The following is a 16436-nucleotide window of genomic DNA, read 5'->3' as shown; positions in this document are numbered from 1 at the left end:
GAATCGCAGTGAGTACAAAAGGGTTGGGGTTGTTGGCTGTCTGCTGTTGGCTGCCGTCCACTGCCGCGATGGCGCAACAGCCGCCGCAGGCTGGCGACAGTTTACGCATACTTGAGGATCATGCCCCGGCGTTGCCTGCCCCGGCGGACCCTGTATTACAGGCACCCACAGAGGTGCCTGCAACGGCGCCGCAATCCGATGTTCGAATTCCGGTGCAGCAGTTCCGGATTGAAGGCAATCGCACACTGCCGACGGATGCGCTGCTGGCGCAGTTGGCCGATCTGGAGGGGCAGACGCTGACGTTGGCCGAGCTGTATCAGGCTGCGGAGCGCCTTACGCTTTACTACCGTCAACAAGGCTATCTGGTGAGTCGCGCCTATGTGCCTGCACAGGAAATAGGTGAAGACGGTGTGATTACGCTGGCGATAGCTGAAGGGGAGTATGGCCGGGTAACGCTGGACAACGCGAGTCGCCTGCGCGACGCGCTGCCTGCCGCGACGCTGAGCGGGCTCGAGGCCGGCGATGCGGTAAAGCTCAAACCGTTGGAGCGGCGTCTGCTGTTGCTCAATGACGTGCCGGGTGTACGCGCGACATCATCGCTCGCTGCAGGAGCCAAGCCGGGGCAGTCTGATCTGGTGGTGGCGCTGGAAGATGAGCCGCTGGTCAGTGGTGCGGTGACGCTCGACAACTACGGCAATCGCCACACCGGGGCGTATCGTCTGGGCGGAGAGCTGTACTTGGCCAACCCGTTGGGGTTTGGTGATGCTTTCGCGCTGTCTCTGTTGGGCTCCGATGAACAGCAACTGTACTATCAGGCACGCTACGATGTGCCGGTCAGCCCGTGGGGGACGCGGGCGGGTATTGTGGCCTCAAAAATGGATTACGAACTGGGTGGCGATTTTGACGACCTGGACGCGACCGGGACCGCGGACACCGTGGGTGTGTTTGTCAGTCACCCTTGGGTTCGCAGTCGTACGCTGAACTTGCGCAGCACCTTGCAGGTGGACCGCAAGGACCTGACTGACGAACTGTTCGATGGCTTGATCGTTACCGACAAGACGTCTGAAAGTGTCTCGCTGGGATTGTCCGGTGATTGGCGCGACAGTCTCGGTGGCGGTGGGGTAAATGCGTTCAGCCTGAACTGGGTGCATGGGCATCTGCGTGGCGACAGTTCCGACCTTGGCAGCTATGACAAGCTGCAGTACTCGCTGCTGCGCCTGCAGCGGCTCGCGGGGCCATTCAGTCTGTACACGGCGATTCAGGGGCAGGTGACCGATGGCAACCTTGATAGCTCAGAGCATTTGTCGCTTGGCGGGCCCTATGCCGTTCGCGGTTATCCCGCGGGTGAGGCCAGCGCGGATGAGGGGGTTATCGGTACTGTTGAGCTGCGTTATCAGTGGCGGCCGCAGTGGCAGTTCACGGCGTTTGTGGATGGCGGCTATGCTCGCCTGGAACGTCACCCTCAGCAAGACGGCGACTACCATCGCAATCTGAGCAGTGTGGGGGTGGGGGCGCAGTGGCAACCTCACCCGCAACTGACGCTCAGTGCTACCAGCGCATGGCGCAGCGGCGAGCATCCCACCAGTGACACGGAGCGAACACCACAGGTGTGGGGGCGTATGCAGTGGTCGTTCTGACCTGATACGTGACCAGCTGATTGGGGAGTTCTGTTGTTACTGCAGAACTTTCCTCTCGTCGGCGCAAGAGCAGAAGGCGTCATTTGGTCGATCCTCAACGTTCTAAGTAGTCAACTTAGCAATCCGATGAAAAGCGCCAGCCTTTTACGGCTTGTGCTCATGACATGTTCACCGAATGCCAGGCTGGTTTGTGAGTCTTCAAACTTCCCGATTGATGGCTGTTGACGGAGTGGGGAGGCTATATGAGTACTGCGACTCAATTGGCTGCGTGCGTGGTTACTCCCTTTGTTCGCTCTGCGGTGTGTGCTTGTAGCGGCTCGCCTTACGTTATCCATCTATTTGATATTCATCCATTTCAACTGGCTGACCCGCGCCAGCTGCATGCTGTGCTGTGCTAACGTCCGCTGCCAATGGCCCCGACGCATGCACGTCGGGCGGGACCTGTCGTGGGAGAACAACAATGAATTACGATGATGTGGTGCTGGGTCGGCGCAGTATCCGGGCGTTTAAATCCGAGCCGGTTCCGCGCAAGGTGCTGGAAGAGGTGATTGGCTTGGCGACACGGGCGCCATCATCGATGAACTCCCAGCCCTGGCATCTGCATGTGCTGACCGGTGAGCCACTTGATTGCATTCGGGCCGAGAATACCGAACGGATGATTACCGGCGTGAAGCCCTCAAAGGAAACCCGCGATTCGGGTAGCTATGAAGGCCAGCACCGTCACCGTCAGGTCGAGATTGCCGTGCAGTTGTTCGAAGCCATGGGGATCGCTCGCGATGACAAGGAGAAGCGTCAGGACTGGGTGCTGCGTGGCTTTCGCCAGTTTGATGCGCCGGTATCCATCGTCGTGACCTACGACCGTCAACTGCGCGAGGGTGATATCGCTCAGTTTGATTGCGGCGCGCTGGTGAACGGCCTGGTCAACGCGGCCTGGTCGCGTGGTCTTGGATGTGTGGTGAACAGTCAGGGCATCATGCACTCGCCGGTGGTGCGCGAGCATGCAGGCATTCCGGATGATCAGGTGATCATCATCTGTGTGGCGATGGGTTATCCGGATGAGAGTTTTCCGGCCAATGCAGTGGTGTCGCGTCGGCGCGAAGTGACGGATGTAGCGCGTTTTGTCGGCTTTGTAGAGTAGTCTTGGTGTGAACGATGACGGTGGACACCTTCTGAGGGCGTGTCCACCCTGCAACGCGGTCAGCTGCCAAGGAAACGCTTGCCAGGCTAAACCCCACCGCACCTTTGCTTGCAGCTTGCAGCTGCTTGTCAGTCGTCCCTTCCTTCAAGCATGGTTCGGCGCAGCAATACATAGACCGAGCCTGTGCCGCCGTGGCGTGGGATGCACGAGGTGAATGCGAGGACGCTGTCGTGCTGGCGTAGCCAGGTGTTCACGTGGCTTTTCATCATGGGCTTGCGCCCGTCCAGGCGGCGGGCCTTGCCGTGGGTCACGCGTACACAACGAATTTCATGTTTAACCGCTTCGGCGAGAAACGCCCAAAGCTGTTCGCGTGCGCGCTCGATGGTCAGGCCGTGTAGATCGATTGAGCCATCGAAAGGGATATGCGCCTGTTTCAGCTTGCGCAGCTGGGATTCCTGAACACCGTTTGCAGCCCAGGCCAGTTCCTGTTCGGGGTCCACGTCGATGACAAACTGATCGGACAAGCCGTCGACCACCACCTCGTTCTGCTTGACGGTAGCGCGCTGGCGACTGGCGGCGATGTTTGCTCGGTCACGACGCGCCTTGCCGACATCGGCCTGCTGATGCTTGATGGGCCTGGCGCCCTTGACGGCCTGACGGAACAGGTCGAGATCGTCGTCGGAGAAAGAGTCCTGTGTCATGCTGCTATTCGTTAGGCAAAGAACGGAGTTTAACAGCAGCTGACCGGTGAAATACCAACTGCGTTGTGATCCCGGCAAAAAACGACGCCAGTGCGGCGCCGATCATCCATCTCTGCTGTATTTGGCGCGGTGTCATCCTCCTGCGTTTTTCGCTGGTAGGTTAAGGTTTTTTTATAGCCTGCTGGTCGCTGGCGCAGGGCAGGGTAGAATGGCGGCTTGAACAGAACAAGGATTGACCCATGAGCGAACACGCTGCGTTGCAGAGCATTCAGGATCTCGTCCGCTGGGGCGTGAGCCGCTTCCATCAGGCTGAGCTGTTTTTTGGCCACGGCACCGACAACGCCTGGGATGAGTCGCGGCTGCTGGTCTTGCACGCACTCTACCTGCCCTGGGAAACCCCGCTGGATTACATGCAGTGCCGGGTGACTCATGAGGAGCGCGATGCCGTAGTTGCGTTGCTTGAGGAGCGTATCCGTCTGCGAATGCCGGCGGCCTATCTGACAGGCCATGCACGCTTTGCCGGGCTCGACTTTGTGGTAGATGATCGAGTGCTGGTGCCACGCTCGCCGATCGCGGAGCTGATTGAAGGGCGCTTTGAACCCTGGCTGGAGCGCGATCCGGAGCGCATTCTTGACCTGTGTACCGGCAGCGGATGTATTGGCATTGCCTGTGCTTACACCTTCCCGGAGGCTGAGGTAGTGCTGGCGGACCTGTCGTCTGATGCGCTGGCGGTAGCTGAGCAGAATATCGAGATGCACGACTTGGGCGAGCGGGTAGAAGCGCGCTGGTCTGACGGCTTTGATGGGTTGGCTGGTGAGCGCTTTGATCTGATCGTCAGCAATCCGCCCTATGTGGATGCCGAGGATATGGACTCGCTGCCGGACGAATACCGCCACGAGCCGGAAATGGGCTTGGCCGCCGGTGAAGACGGGCTGGACCTGGTGCGCAGGATGCTGGCGGAAGCGGCGGACTACCTGACTGAGGACGGTGTGCTGGTTATTGAGGTTGGTAACAGCATGGTGCACGTGATGGCCGAGTGGCCCGAGGTGGACTTTGAGTGGGTCAAGTTCCGTCACGGAGGGCACGGTGTGTTTGTGCTGAGTGCGGAACAGTGCCGCCACTTTCAGTCACTGTTTGCCGAGAGTCTCTAAGGTTTTGGCTATCTCTGCGCGGCGCTCGCTGCGCAGATCTTCATCTGCGTTTCCGCTCAGCGCAGGACCACCCACAGCAGCATCAGCGCCTGAAAAATCGAAAAGGCAATCAGGCAGCCGATGGCAAAACGGTTGCCCAGGTCCGAACGCTTGTAGCTGGCGATGGCCGCTTGTAGCTGATTGATGCGGGTTTCCTGCTTCTGGTTCAGGGTTTCGTTTTCGCGTAGCTGAGCCAGTAGGGTGTTGATTTGCAGCGGCTGAATGCGCTCAGTATTCCAGCTGCCGATCAGGTCGTTTACCCGATTGGCCTGGGCCAGGGCAGCACCCGCCTCGCCGTCAATGGGAGTGATGTTGAAGCCGGCACGGTTGAGAATGGCATCGCGTGCGGTACGGGCGTCCTCAGTTGGGGAGGCGCTGCTGTGCAGGGTGATGGGCGTGACGGCATAGTCTCCGCAGTAGCGCTGACACCAGTGAATTAGCTGGGCCAGCATGAAGGTGCCAAGGCCACGCTGGGCAGGCACGATCTGCACGCCATCCACCGGGCCGAAGCGCACACGCTTGCGCTTGTGATCGACCAGTACTTCCACGCGGTTGCCTGCCTCCGGCAGTGGCTCACCCTCAAAACGCACTTGCAGGCGCAGCAATTCCAGTGAAGCGATGCTTTCCTGGGTTACGGCGATCTGGGCAAGGCGCTCGGGATGCACCAGCACGCGGGCCTTGAAGATCGGTTTCAACTGGACCCAGTAAGAGTCCGATGGCTTGGCGCGGGCGAACGGATCCTTCGGGGCGGTCTGCTCCGTCTCTGGGATGTCGTCCAGCGTGTCGGTCGGGCTCATTCGATGGTCCTGGATACTGCGGATACAAGGTGATGCATGACTCCTCTGTTTTATCGGCTATTTGCGTTTTTTCTGCAATGCAATCGCGCTTTTCGTTTGGTCATGCTAGCCAGTTGCGCACGGCCTCCCAGGCCAGTCGAGCGGCGAGCAGTGTAAGCACGATGTTAAAAAGGCGGCTGAAGTGGTGATCGCTCATGCGCTTGAGCAGGTGCAGGCCGAGCCAGGTGCCTACTGCTCCGGCGGCAATCATTGCTGCAATCAGGGCTAGCCATTCACGAAAGATGAACCCAGCAGCGCTGAAGGCGAATGCCTTGGGCAAGTGCTGCAAGGTCATTGCGGCGGCAAAGTTGGCAACGGTCTGTAGCCGCTGGTGCGCCTGTTGCTGCTTGATAAAGGCTGCTACCAGCGGACCGGTTGCGCCAACAAACAGGCTGAGAAAACTGGTGGCAGTTGAGGCTAGCAGGGTGCCAATCGGGCCGGTGGCGACCTTTGGGATCGCTGGGCCCCAGCACAGAACAATGATGAATAGCGCAATGCTGAGCTGCACCACGGCCAGTGGCAAACGTACCAGCAGCAGGCTGGCAGCAAAGGCGCCGAGAATGACGCCGGGAGCGAACCAGGCGATTACCCGCCAGTTGATGTGGCGCCAGGTCATCAGGGCGCGGTTCGCGTTGGAGCCTAGCTGGACCATACCGTGCACCGGAATAATCGCGGCTGCCGGCATGACCAGCGCCATGATTGCCAGCAACATCACGCCACCACCGGCGCCCATTGCCGCAGTGATGGCTGAGGTGAGGGCGGCTGCCAGAATCAGCAGCAACGCCCAGTGCGGGGCAAGGTTCTCGGGCAGCAGCAGCGGCAACAGCTCGCTCATCGGGTGGCTCCGGTGAAAAATGGGAGGATGTCGCTCATCTGGAATGACCACGTTTCTCCCTCCGTGATTGGCGGCTTTACAGCAGCAACAGGCGGGCGAACCAGACGGCAACAGGCCCTAAGCCTAACGGGCAGACTTCAGACTGTCACCGCTATCGGCCAGCGGGTATACTGCCGCACTGCCCATGTTCAGCTCAGGTTCTTGGTATGTCTGGAAACACGCTTGGTACTCTTTTCACTGTTACCACGGCTGGCGAAAGCCACGGTCCGGCGCTGGTCGCCATTGTGGATGGTTGCCCTCCAGGCCTGCCATTGTCGAGCGAAGACCTGCAGCGCGATCTGGACCGCCGCAAGCCTGGCACCAGTCGTCACACCACCCAGCGTCAGGAGCCCGATGAGGTCGAGATCCTGTCCGGTGTGTTTGAGGGCGTGACCACCGGCTGCCCGATTGGTCTGTTGATTCGCAACACCGATCAGAAGTCCAAGGACTACTCGGCGATTAAGGACCTGTTCCGTCCGGCCCACGCTGATTACACCTATCACCACAAATACGGTCTGCGCGATTACCGTGGCGGTGGCCGTTCTTCCGCCCGCGAAACGGCGATGCGTGTCGCCGCCGGTGCGATTGCCAAGAAGTATCTGGCGACTCTGGGGATTCAGATTCGCGGTTACATGAGCCAGTTGGGCCCGATCGAGATTCCATTCAAGAGCTGGGACGGCGTTAACGACAACGCATTCTTCAGCGCTGACCCGGACAAGATTCCCGAACTGGAAGCCTACATGGATCAGTTGCGCCGTGATCAGGATTCGGTCGGTGCCAAGATTACTGTCGTAGCCGAAGGCGTGCCGCCGGGGCTGGGCGAGCCGATCTTCGACCGTCTGGACGCGGAGCTGGCCTATGCGTTGATGAGCATCAATGCGGTCAAGGGCGTCGAAATTGGCGCCGGTTTTGCCTCGGTGGCCCAGCGCGGCACCGAGCACCGCGATGAGCTGACCCCGGAAGGCTTCCTCAGCAATCAGGCGGGCGGCGTGCTCGGCGGTATCTCTTCCGGTCAGCCGATTGTCGCGAGCCTGGCACTGAAACCGACCTCCAGCATCACCACGCCTGGCCGCTCGATCGACGTAAATGGTCAGCCGGTGGACGTGATTACCAAGGGCCGTCATGACCCCTGCGTTGGCATCCGCGCGACTCCCATCGCCGAGGCGATGATGGCGCTGGTGCTGATGGATCACCTGCTGCGCCACCGAGCTCAGAACGCCGATGTGAAGGTGACGACCCCGGTACTGGGTCAGCTTTGAGTCGGCACGGTCAGCCGTGAGCGCGGTTGCAGGTTCACCTCTGCCGTACTGGCGGCTGTCCGGCTTCTACTTCGCCTATTTCGCCCTGCTGGGCGGAGTAGCGCCCTTTCTCTCGCTGTATTTCGAATCCCTAGGCTTTGAACCCGCGCGTATTGGCGAGCTGGTCGCGATCCCGATGCTGATGCGCTGCGTTGCACCCAACCTCTGGGGTTGGCTGGGCGATGCGACCGGCCAGCGATTGCTGATTGTGCGGGTGGGCGCGCTGCTCACTGCGCTGACCTTTGCCGGTATCTTCTGGCGCCAGGACTACTGGTGGCTGGCGGCGATCATGGCACTGCACAGTTTCTTCTGGCATGCCGTGCTGCCGCAGTTCGAAGCCATTACGCTGGCCCACCTGGGCAGCCAATCTTCCCGCTACAGCCAGCTTCGTCTTTGGGGGTCGGTTGGCTTCATTCTCACCGTGGTGCTGCTGGGCTTGCTGCTGCAGCGCGAGGGGATGGGTGTTTACCCGATGGCCATGCTCGGCATCATGTTGCTGATCAGTCTGTGCAGCGCCTTGGTGCCGTCGCCACCGCAGCACGTCGCTGCCACGCAGGAGCACGCCGACGGTTTCCTGCAACGGCTGTGGCGGCCGGGCGTGCCGGCGTTCTTCCTTTGTGTGGCGCTGATGCAGCTGTCGCATGGGCCGTACTACACCTTCCTGAGTATTCATCTGGAAGCGCTGGGTTATGGGCGCGGGCTCATCGGTGCGCTCTGGGCGCTTGGGGTGGTGGCAGAGATAGTGCTGTTTCTGGTCATGCGCAGGGTGCTAGCCGTATTCAGTTTGCGCAGGCTACTGGTTGCGAGTTTTCTGATTGCGTCGTTGCGCTGGCTGCTGCTCGGCACGTTGGCTGATTATTTGTCTGTGCTGATATTTGCGCAGGTGCTGCACGCGGCTACCTTTGGCGCCTTCCATGTGGCCGCCATTCACTTTGTTCAGCAGCGATTTGGCGAAAAGTATCAGGGACAGGGGCAGGCGCTTTATGCGACGCTTGCCGGGGTTGGCGGTGCTCTAGGTGCGCTCTATTCCGGCTATGTCTGGCAGGAGCTCGGACCGGCGCTGACCTTCGCTGTGGCGGCAGCGTCGGCATTTTCCGCTGCGCTGATTCTTGCTTTGCGACTGCGCGAAGACGACTGAACACGGGGGATTGATGAGCATACTGGCGGTCTATGAGAGCAGCGATCTGCGTTGCCCGCGACGGGTCCTGACCCATGTCGAGGACATTCGGCGCGCGTTGGACGCGCTGGGGTTATCGTTAGCCACAGATGCTGTCGAGGCCTCCGCTGCCGTTGCCAGTCGTACTCATGACGCGCACGGATTGCCTGCCTATCAGCAGGTCGAAGAGCAACTGACTGAAGACAATATTTTCAGTTGTGGTGCTGTTGAACGGCAGGTGCTGGCCGGGCAGCTGCGGCTATGTCTTGGCAGAGCTGACTGGGCGCTGGTGGTTGCGTTGCGCGCAGGCGATTGCATCCGGCTACCCCACGGACTGGAACAGTGCATTTTGCCTGCTGCTGGAGTTGCCTGCTGCTGGAAAGACAGCGCCGCCGATGAGTCTGCCCTGATCTATCATCCACTGGAGGCGCCAGCGCTGGCTGGTTTGCTACCGTTGGATATCTGATTTTCCTGTATGTTCTATAGTGTGTTGGACACACCAACGCCAAGGGGGAAGGCAATGAATATGGGAACAGGTGGCGGTCTGCTGGGGCTGCTGATTTTGATTGGGGATATCTGGGCCATCATCAATATTTTGCAGAGTCGGTCCGAGATGGGGATGAAGCTGTTGTGGGTATTGCTGGTGGTGTTCCTGCCGTTGCTCGGGTTGATTATCTGGTTCTTTGCCGGCCCGCGCGGTAGCAGGGCTTAGACAAAGGCCCCGATGCGCAAGCATCGGGGCCTTTTGGTTACGCCAGTCCGTTTTATTTCTCGACGAAGGCGCGCTCAATAACGTAGTGCCCTTGGTCGCCGTGGCGTGCTTCCTTGAAACCGTTGGCGTCGAGAATCTCGCAGCAGTCCTTGAGCATGCTCGGGCTGCCGCACAGCATGAAGCGGTCCTGTTCCAGATCAAACTGTGGCAGGCCGATGTCGGAGAACAGCTTACCGTTGCTCATTAGGTCGGTCAGGCGACCCTGATTGCGGAAGGGCTCGCGGGTCACCGTCGGGTAGTAGATCAGCTTCTCGCGTACCAGATCACCGAAGTATTCATTGTTCGGCAGGATGTCGTTGATCAGCTCCTGATAGGCCAGATCGCTGACGTTACGGCAGCCGTGGGTCAGGATCACCTTGTCATACTGCTCGTAGGTTTCCGGATCCTGGATGATGCTGATAAACGGCGCGAGGCCAGTGCCGGTGCTGAGCAAATACAGGTTACGGCCGGGGATCAGATGATCCAGTACCAACGTGCCGGTCGGCTTGCGGCTGATCATGATTTGATCGCCTTCGTTAATGTTCTGCAGGCGCGAGGTCAGTGGGCCGTCGGGCACTTTGATGCTGAAAAACTCCAGCGTGTCTTCGTGGTTCGGGCTGGCGATGCTGTAGGCGCGCATCAGCGGGCGACCTTCGACTTCCAGACCGATCATGATGAAGTGCCCGTTCTTGAAACGGAAACCAGGATCACGGGTGGTCTTGAAGCTGAACAGGGTATCTGTCCAGTGGTGCACGCTGAGTACTTTTTCGGTGTTGAAGCCTGACATGACGCCTCCAGAAGTGAATATCTCTTGGCCGGCGAGTCTACGCAGGGTTAATCTATCGGTGAAACGAATAATTCATATATGGCTATTCGGAAAAATCGATTATGAAGTACACCCTGCGCCAGCTTGAAGTCTTTCTCGCCACTGCCTTCCATGAAAATCTCACCCGCGCGGCGGCCAGTCTGTCGATGTCGCAGTCGGCGGCGAGCAGCGCGTTGAAGGATTTGGAGAGCCAGTTTGATGTACAGCTGTTTGACCGGGTGGGCAAGCGCCTGCAGCTGAACGAGTTGGGCGAGAGCATTCGACCCCGAGCCGAGGCGCTATTGGAGCAGGCACGTGGCCTGGAGAGCGCGCTGGCGCGGCATCAGGAGCTTGGCCATTTGCGGGTTGGTGCGACGCTCAGTATCGGTAACTATCTGGCGGTTGAAATCATGGCTCGTTACATGGGCGAGCAGGCGGGTGCGCGGGTCGAACTGGAGGTCGCCAACACCGAAGCGATTGTGCGCAAGGTGGCAAACTTCGAGCTGGATCTCGGGCTGATCGAAGGGGAGAGTCGTCATCCGGATCTGGAGATGATTCACTGGCGGGATGACGAACTGGTGGTGTTCTGCGCGCCGGATCACCCGCTGGCCGGCAAGCCCTGGCTGACCGACGACGATTTGCTGAGCGTTGCCTGGATTGTCCGTGAACAGGGCTCTGGCACCCGGCAGCACTTCGAGTGGGCGATGCACGGTCTGTTGCCCGAGTTGAACATCAAGCTGGAGTTGCAGCACACAGAGGCGATCAAGCGGGCGGTCGAAGCAGGGCTGGGTGTGGGCTGCCTGTCAGAGATTACCCTGGTCGATGCGTTTGAACGCGGCCGGCTGGTGCCGCTGCCCGTTCCCCATCGCGACTTTCATCGGCGTTTTTACTTCGCCCTGCACCGGCAGAAGTTCCGCAGTGCAGGGGTAGAGCGCTGGCTGGAGTTGTGTCGTGAGAGTACAGAGGGGTTGGCGTAGGGCCGCGGCATGCCGTGGCCGGTCTTTCTGGTGTGCGTTGGGGCGGCGGGCGCGACATGTCGCGCCCCTAAAGCTTTCGTGGAAGGCAGAAAAAAGCCGCAACGCTTGCGCGCTACGGCTTCGTTTACCGCCAGCAATGATCAGTTGCTGCTCAGCACCAACTCTCCGTCTTTCAGCGGAATGGTGTCACCGGGCTTGTGGTCCATACGAACGGTACCGGTTTCGTCGCCGATGCGGTATTTGACGTTGTAGCCCACCACTTCATCGTGGCTGTCGTAGACTGTTTCACAGCGGCGCTCTGTGGTGGTGTACGTGCTGTTGTTCTGCATGTTTTCCTGGATGCGGTTACCGGCGTAACCACCAGCGGCAGCGCCAGCGACCGTGGCGATTTTCTTGCCGTTACCGCCGCCGACCTGATTACCGAGGGCACCGCCGACGACCGCGCCGGCTAGGGTGCCGAGAATGCGGTTTTGGTCCTGTACCGGCTTTTGCCGGGTGACAGCGACATCGTTGCAGACTTCACGAGGGGTGCGCTGGGTCTGAGTGATCTCGGCAACATCGAGAACGTCAGCCTCGGTGGGTGTTCTGTCTGCGAACGCGGTATAGCCTGCAATAGCGCCGCCGGCAGTTGCCACTGCAGCGCCGACCAGAATGCCCGTCAACATAGACTTGTTCATCGTAAATACTCCTTGTTGCCTATGATTGTTACTCCGCAAACGCACGCGGTTCATGCAGATATCGACTGCTCACCATGAGGCCGGGTTCCCTGTGACCCCCGCCATGCGTCGGGTTTGTGACGGAATTGGCGCTTCAGTGTTGTTGTTCGAAGCCGCCAGTTAAAAGCAGGGTGCGAAAGCTGTGTTCGTCGATCGGGGGGCTGAACAGGTAGCCCTGGAACTGATTGCAGCCCTGGGCGTGGAGGAAGTTGAGCTGTTCACGGGTTTCTACACCTTCGGCAATCAGGTCCATGTGCAGGCTGGATGCAATGGCGATGATGGCTCGAATGATCTCGGCGTCGTTGACGTTGTTGGTGGAGTCGCGCACGAAGGACTGGTCGATCTTCAGCAGATCAACCGGCAGTCGCTTGAGGTAGCTGAGTGACGAGTAGCCGGTGCCGAAGTCATCGATCGAGAAGTGCACGCCGTGGCTGCGTAGCTCGTTCATCTTGTCGATCGTATCGCTGATGTTCTCGATGACGATACCTTCGGTGATTTCCAGGCTCAGGCAGCGAGTCGGGATGGCATGCTGGTGTATGGCGCCCATGACGTCATCAACGAAGGTGGAGTGACGGAACTGGCGAGGGCTGATGTTGACGCTGAGACAGAACGTCTCCGGGTCGATCAGTTGATCAGCCAGTAGTCCGGCGATGCATTGGCAGGCCTTGTTAAGAATCCAGCGTCCAGCATCAAAGATCAGGCTGCTCTGTTCCAATACGTCGATAAAGGTCGCCGGTGCGATGACGCCGCGCCGTGGGTGGTGCCAGCGCAACAGTGCTTCGGCGCCAAGGATCTTTTGGCTGCCGTAGATCACCTGTGGCTGGTAGTACAGCCTGAACTGGTCGGTGCCAAAGGCCTTGCGCAGTTCCGACTCGATAGCCAGGCGCTCGCTGGCGACGGTCTGCATGGACTGCTCAAAAAAGGCAATACCATCACGGCCATCTTCCTTGACCCGGTACAAGGCAATGTCGGCGCGTTTGAGCAGGTCTTCTGCGCTGTCGCCGTGCTCGGGGATCAGGGCAATACCGATACTGGCACTCAGCTGCAGTGCGTGGCCTTCGACCTGCATTGGCTCGGAGATGGCATCCAGCAGCTCCCGTGCAGTCTGCTGTACTTCCTGGCGCAAGAGGGTTCCCGTGCTGTTGAGCCCGCTGAGCAGGACAACAAACTCATCCCCACCGAGTCGCGCTACGGTGTCCTCGGCGCGCACTCGGCCGAGCAGTCTGTGGGTGACTTCCTGCAGAACGGCATCGCCGCAGGAGTGTCCGAGCGAGTCGTTGATATGCTTGAAGTGATCCAGGTCGAAGAACAGCAGGGCGCCGCGCAGGGCATGGCGCTGGTACAGTGCGTTCAGCTGGCTAAGGCGATCACTGAGCAATAATCGGTTGGGCAGATTGGTAAGGGCGTCGTGGTAGGCCAGGTGCTTTACCTTGGCTTCAATGCGTTTTTGCTCGGTGACATCGCGGGCCGTCAGTAGTACGCAGTCCTGTCCCTCGACCTTCAGTGGCTGGGCGGAAACAGCTACCGTCCGTTCGGCGGCGTCCCGGGTGCGCAGCCCCAACTCCTGGTGGTAGACACCGCCGTGCAGCTCCATCTGGAGTATCAGCTCGTCAAGTTGGTCCGGTTCTACCCACAGGCCCAGTTCAGCGGCACTGCGTCCAACGGCATCCTGTTCATGGTAGCCGGTCAGGCGGCAGAAGCCTTCATTGACTTCCAGGTAGCGGCCGGACATTCGCTCGCTGATGGTGATGGCATCAGGGCTGCCTTTGAAAGCCCGGGCGAACTTGTCTTCAGAGGCGCGCAAGGCCGCTTCCGCTTGGGTGCGTGCGGTAATGTCGCGGAAGCTGAACAGCACGCATCTCTGGCGGTTGATACGCAGGCGGGTGGTGGAGGTTTCGCAGAGCAGTACGTGCCCGTCGCGGGTGGCGAAGGTGCAAACCCTTTCCGATAAGTCCTCGCTGCCTCGGGCCGCTTCGTTCAGCCCGGCGTCGGCTGGCTGATTGCTCCACAGGCCAGCCTGTTGGGGGGTATTTCCGACCAGATCGAGCAAGGGATAACCGAAGGTACGGGAAAAGCTCTGGTTGACCTCGATAATGCGCTGACTGTCGCAGTGGATCAGGCAGTAGGCGTCAGGCGCGCTTTGAAACAGCATAGAGAACTTGGCTTCGCTTTCGACCAGCGCAGTCTGGCTTTTGCGCTGATCGGTGATATCCATCACTGTGCCGATGATACGGGCAGGTTGTCCGAGCGAGTCCAGATGCAGAGTGGCTGTTGCCTGCAGCCAGCGCACGCTCTTGCCGTGCGGCACTCGGTAGGTCAGGCGGTAATGGGTTTGATGGCCCCGACAGATGGTGACCAGTGCGCGCCGGATAGCTCGTTTGTCCTCACTGATGATTTGTCGCATAAACGCACGCGCAGAGCCCTGCCAATCGTTTGCCGCGAGACCGTGCAGTTCGGCTGCGCGGGCGGAGCAGTGGAGGGTGTCGCTGCCCAGCTTCCAGTCCCAGATACCCATCTGCGCAGCGTCGAGCGCCAGGCGCAGGCGTTCCTGGCTGTCTCGGAGCGCTCGATCCCTACTTTGCTGTTGGCCAGAAAGGAGGATGGTCACAATCAGGTTGTGTCTATTTCGCAGCAGCACGGTTTCGGCGTGCAGAAACACGTCAGCGCTCTGGCCACCGGGCAGACGGATTCTCAGTTCCTCTTCCTGCAGAATGTCGCCATTGGCGAGCCTGGTGTGCAGGCGGTCGCTGACCGATTGCGGCAGTAATCCGAGTTCTGCAACGGTACGTCCCTGACATGCGCTATTACTCATGCCGCTGAGACGTTCGAAGGGCGGGTTGACCTGGAGAATGCGGCGGCTGGACAGGTCGATCATCATCTGTGCGGCGCTGTTGTCGGAGAATTCACTGCTATAAGTCGGGTCGCTGGGGACAAGGGGTAACAAGCTGATCAGCAATTGCTGTCCGCCGTTGTAGTCGACCCTGTCCATGCTCAGGCGGCAGCGCTGTAACCCGCCGTTGCGGCCGAGCAGGCTGACAGAGCGGTTGCGCAGGCAGTTGTTGCGGTCAAGCTCGCTGAGCAGGGCGCGCCATTGTGCCGGGCGGCCCCAGAGCGGAAAGCTGGCAGCGTCCTGGCCGAGAATGTGATCGCTATGCCACTGGAACTGCTGAACGAAGGCGTTGTTGAGGTCGATGATTCGATTGGTTCGCTGCTCGATCATCAGGGCAGGACAGGGCATGCCATGGAACAGCACGTTAAAGGGAAGCCCTGATGCGAAAAGTGCATCCGGTGGGGAAGTGCCTGTGTTGCCTGGCATGGTTTTCTGATCCATTCAGTGGGGCCTGCTTGCCCCGATGCCGCTGCAGGCCCGCGTGTTGCTGAGCTGTTCGGCTAATTCCTTCTTGCTTGAAGATAGTCCTGCTCCTGCGGTTGGACAAGTAACCGAAAGTCGGAATCAGCTTGATTGCCGACGGGCGTCGCGCAGCAGGTCGATCAGCGCGCGGGCAGCGTTGGACTGGGTGCGTCCGCTGTGCCAGATGCAACCGAGTTCGCGTTGCAGGTGCACGCCCGGCAGTGGCAACACACTGACTTGGCTGTCGAGCATGCTGCGCGGTAACACGCTCCAGGCCAGGCCGATGGAGACCATCATCTTGATGGTCTCCATGTAGTTGGTGCTCATGCTGATCTGCGGCTGCACGTGATGGCGCTCGAACAGGTCGCTGACGACCTTGTGGGTGAAGGTGTTGGTGCCGGGAAAGACCGCCGGGTAGTCGGCCAGTTGTGCCAGGTCGAGCGATTTCTGGCGCGCCAACGGGTGCTCGGGGGCGATGACAAAGTCGAGCGGATCATGCCAGATCAGCTCGCTCATCACCGGCGGCTCGATCTCGGGGGCCAGGGTGATCACAGCCAGCTCGATCTCGCCGTGTAAAACCTTGTCGTAGGCGACCTCGGAGTCAAGAAACTGAATGTCGAAGGAGACTTGCGGATGGCGTCGGGTGAACTCGCGCAGCACCGGCGGCAGGCGATGCAGGCCGATGTGGTGGCTGGTGGCGATGCTCAGACGGCCGGAGACTTCGCTCGATAGATTGCTCAGCGCACGGCGCGTATCATTTAGCAGGCTGAGCACCTGTTCGGCGCGTGGCTTGAGGGCCAGTCCTGCCTCGGTCAGCGATACATGACGGGCAATGCGATCAAACAATCGTGCATCGAGTTGCTGCTCAAGAATGGCTATGCGTTTGCTGACCGCAGGTTGGGTCAGATGTAGCTGCTCGGCAGCGCGAGAGAACGAGCCAGTCTCGGCGACGGCAAGAAAGGCCTGCAGGTTCGCGGTGTCCATGTCGTATTCCAGTTGGCTATC

15 protein-coding genes are annotated in these 16436 nt (G+C 59.8%); 8 read left to right on the top strand and 7 right to left on the bottom strand.

Going from position 1 to position 16436, the window contains the following annotated elements; translation table 11 throughout:
• The first annotated feature begins 8 nt into the window (after positions 1-8).
• On the top strand, positions 9-1637 hold the full coding sequence (locus C1949_RS05785; RefSeq protein ID WP_146040295.1) for a ShlB/FhaC/HecB family hemolysin secretion/activation protein: 1629 nt from the start codon (positions 9-11) through the stop codon (positions 1635-1637).
• A 460-nt stretch (positions 1638-2097) separates the two neighbouring features.
• Positions 2098-2775, top strand: a complete 678-nt coding sequence (locus C1949_RS05780; RefSeq protein WP_104737533.1) for a nitroreductase — start codon at positions 2098-2100, stop codon at positions 2773-2775.
• Positions 2776-2903: 128 nt separating this feature from the next.
• Here C1949_RS05780 and C1949_RS05775 read toward each other — a convergent pair whose 3' ends face one another.
• A complete protein-coding gene (locus C1949_RS05775; protein WP_104737532.1) occupies positions 2904-3476 on the bottom strand; it encodes a Smr/MutS family protein in 573 nt (190 codons plus the stop codon).
• Positions 3477-3715: 239 nt separating this feature from the next.
• Between C1949_RS05775 and prmB the strand changes: the two genes are divergently transcribed.
• Complete coding sequence (prmB, locus tag C1949_RS05770; RefSeq protein ID WP_104737531.1) at positions 3716-4627, top strand: 50S ribosomal protein L3 N(5)-glutamine methyltransferase; 912 nt, start codon at positions 3716-3718, stop codon at positions 4625-4627.
• Between the two features lie 56 nt (positions 4628-4683).
• Here prmB and C1949_RS05765 read toward each other — a convergent pair whose 3' ends face one another.
• The gene (locus C1949_RS05765) at positions 4684-5463 is read right to left on the bottom strand and encodes a hypothetical protein (protein ID WP_104737530.1); all 780 of its coding nucleotides are present in this window, start codon (positions 5461-5463) and stop codon (positions 4684-4686) included.
• Positions 5464-5563: 100 nt separating this feature from the next.
• Positions 5564-6337, bottom strand: coding sequence for a sulfite exporter TauE/SafE family protein (locus tag C1949_RS05760; protein ID WP_104737529.1), 774 nt, complete (start codon positions 6335-6337; stop codon positions 5564-5566).
• 206 nt (positions 6338-6543) lie between these two features.
• On the opposite strand from C1949_RS05760, the gene aroC reads away from it, so the two are divergent.
• The 4 genes from aroC to C1949_RS05740 are packed head-to-tail and all read left to right on the top strand — an operon-like array spanning position 6544 to position 9542.
• Positions 6544-7635 (top strand): chorismate synthase, encoded by a 1092-nt coding sequence (aroC, locus tag C1949_RS05755; protein ID WP_104737528.1) that lies wholly within the window; start codon positions 6544-6546, stop codon positions 7633-7635.
• Between the two features lie 16 nt (positions 7636-7651).
• Positions 7652-8812: an MFS transporter gene (locus tag C1949_RS05750; RefSeq protein ID WP_104737527.1), complete on the top strand. Its 1161-nt coding sequence runs from the start codon at positions 7652-7654 to the stop codon at positions 8810-8812.
• A 13-nt stretch (positions 8813-8825) separates the two neighbouring features.
• The gene (locus C1949_RS05745) at positions 8826-9296 is read left to right on the top strand and encodes a hypothetical protein (protein ID WP_104737526.1); all 471 of its coding nucleotides are present in this window, start codon (positions 8826-8828) and stop codon (positions 9294-9296) included.
• Between the two features lie 60 nt (positions 9297-9356).
• A complete protein-coding gene (locus tag C1949_RS05740; RefSeq protein WP_104737525.1) occupies positions 9357-9542 on the top strand; it encodes a PLDc N-terminal domain-containing protein in 186 nt (61 codons plus the stop codon).
• 52 nt (positions 9543-9594) lie between these two features.
• On the opposite strand, the gene C1949_RS05735 is transcribed toward C1949_RS05740, so the two are convergent.
• Positions 9595-10368, bottom strand: a complete 774-nt coding sequence (locus C1949_RS05735) for a ferredoxin--NADP reductase (RefSeq protein WP_104737524.1) — start codon at positions 10366-10368, stop codon at positions 9595-9597.
• 101 nt (positions 10369-10469) lie between these two features.
• Between C1949_RS05735 and C1949_RS05730 the strand changes: the two genes are divergently transcribed.
• Positions 10470-11363 (top strand): LysR family transcriptional regulator, encoded by an 894-nt coding sequence (locus C1949_RS05730; protein WP_104737523.1) that lies wholly within the window; start codon positions 10470-10472, stop codon positions 11361-11363.
• A gap of 140 nt (positions 11364-11503) precedes the next feature.
• On the opposite strand, the gene C1949_RS05725 is transcribed toward C1949_RS05730, so the two are convergent.
• The 3 genes from C1949_RS05725 to C1949_RS05715 all read right to left on the bottom strand — a co-directional run bounded on the left by C1949_RS05725 (position 11504) and on the right by C1949_RS05715 (position 16415).
• Entirely contained in the window at positions 11504-12040 is a 537-nt protein-coding gene (locus C1949_RS05725; RefSeq protein WP_104737522.1) for a glycine zipper 2TM domain-containing protein, read from the bottom strand.
• A gap of 133 nt (positions 12041-12173) precedes the next feature.
• Positions 12174-15395, bottom strand: coding sequence for a bifunctional diguanylate cyclase/phosphodiesterase (locus C1949_RS05720; protein WP_170063009.1), 3222 nt, complete (start codon positions 15393-15395; stop codon positions 12174-12176).
• Between the two features lie 138 nt (positions 15396-15533).
• A complete protein-coding gene (locus C1949_RS05715; RefSeq protein WP_104737520.1) occupies positions 15534-16415 on the bottom strand; it encodes a LysR family transcriptional regulator in 882 nt (293 codons plus the stop codon).
• Between the last annotated feature and the right edge of the window lie 21 nt (positions 16416-16436).

The organism is Halopseudomonas oceani, from assembly GCF_002903165.1.
GTDB classification, from domain to species: Bacteria; Pseudomonadota; Gammaproteobacteria; order Pseudomonadales; family Pseudomonadaceae; genus Halopseudomonas; species Halopseudomonas oceani.
Note: the sequence above shows the minus strand (reverse complement) of the source record. Positions and strands in the feature narration are given on the sequence as shown.

Coding starts and splice junctions, on each gene's coding strand:
- C1949_RS05780 (WP_104737533.1), top strand. CDS start 2,098: ATGAATTACGATGATGTGGTGCTGGGTCGGCGCAGTATCCGGGCGTTT.
- C1949_RS05775 (WP_104737532.1), bottom strand. CDS start 3,476: ATGACACAGGACTCTTTCTCCGACGACGATCTCGACCTGTTCCGTCAG.
- prmB (WP_104737531.1), top strand. CDS start 3,716: ATGAGCGAACACGCTGCGTTGCAGAGCATTCAGGATCTCGTCCGCTGG.
- C1949_RS05765 (WP_104737530.1), bottom strand. CDS start 5,463: ATGAGCCCGACCGACACGCTGGACGACATCCCAGAGACGGAGCAGACC.
- C1949_RS05760 (WP_104737529.1), bottom strand. CDS start 6,337: ATGAGCGAGCTGTTGCCGCTGCTGCTGCCCGAGAACCTTGCCCCGCAC.
- aroC (WP_104737528.1), top strand. CDS start 6,544: ATGTCTGGAAACACGCTTGGTACTCTTTTCACTGTTACCACGGCTGGC.
- C1949_RS05745 (WP_104737526.1), top strand. CDS start 8,826: ATGAGCATACTGGCGGTCTATGAGAGCAGCGATCTGCGTTGCCCGCGA.
- C1949_RS05740 (WP_104737525.1), top strand. CDS start 9,357: ATGGGAACAGGTGGCGGTCTGCTGGGGCTGCTGATTTTGATTGGGGAT.
- C1949_RS05735 (WP_104737524.1), bottom strand. CDS start 10,368: ATGTCAGGCTTCAACACCGAAAAAGTACTCAGCGTGCACCACTGGACA.
- C1949_RS05730 (WP_104737523.1), top strand. CDS start 10,470: ATGAAGTACACCCTGCGCCAGCTTGAAGTCTTTCTCGCCACTGCCTTC.
- C1949_RS05725 (WP_104737522.1), bottom strand. CDS start 12,040: ATGAACAAGTCTATGTTGACGGGCATTCTGGTCGGCGCTGCAGTGGCA.
- C1949_RS05720 (WP_170063009.1), bottom strand. CDS start 15,395: ATGCCAGGCAACACAGGCACTTCCCCACCGGATGCACTTTTCGCATCA.
- C1949_RS05715 (WP_104737520.1), bottom strand. CDS start 16,415: ATGGACACCGCGAACCTGCAGGCCTTTCTTGCCGTCGCCGAGACTGGC.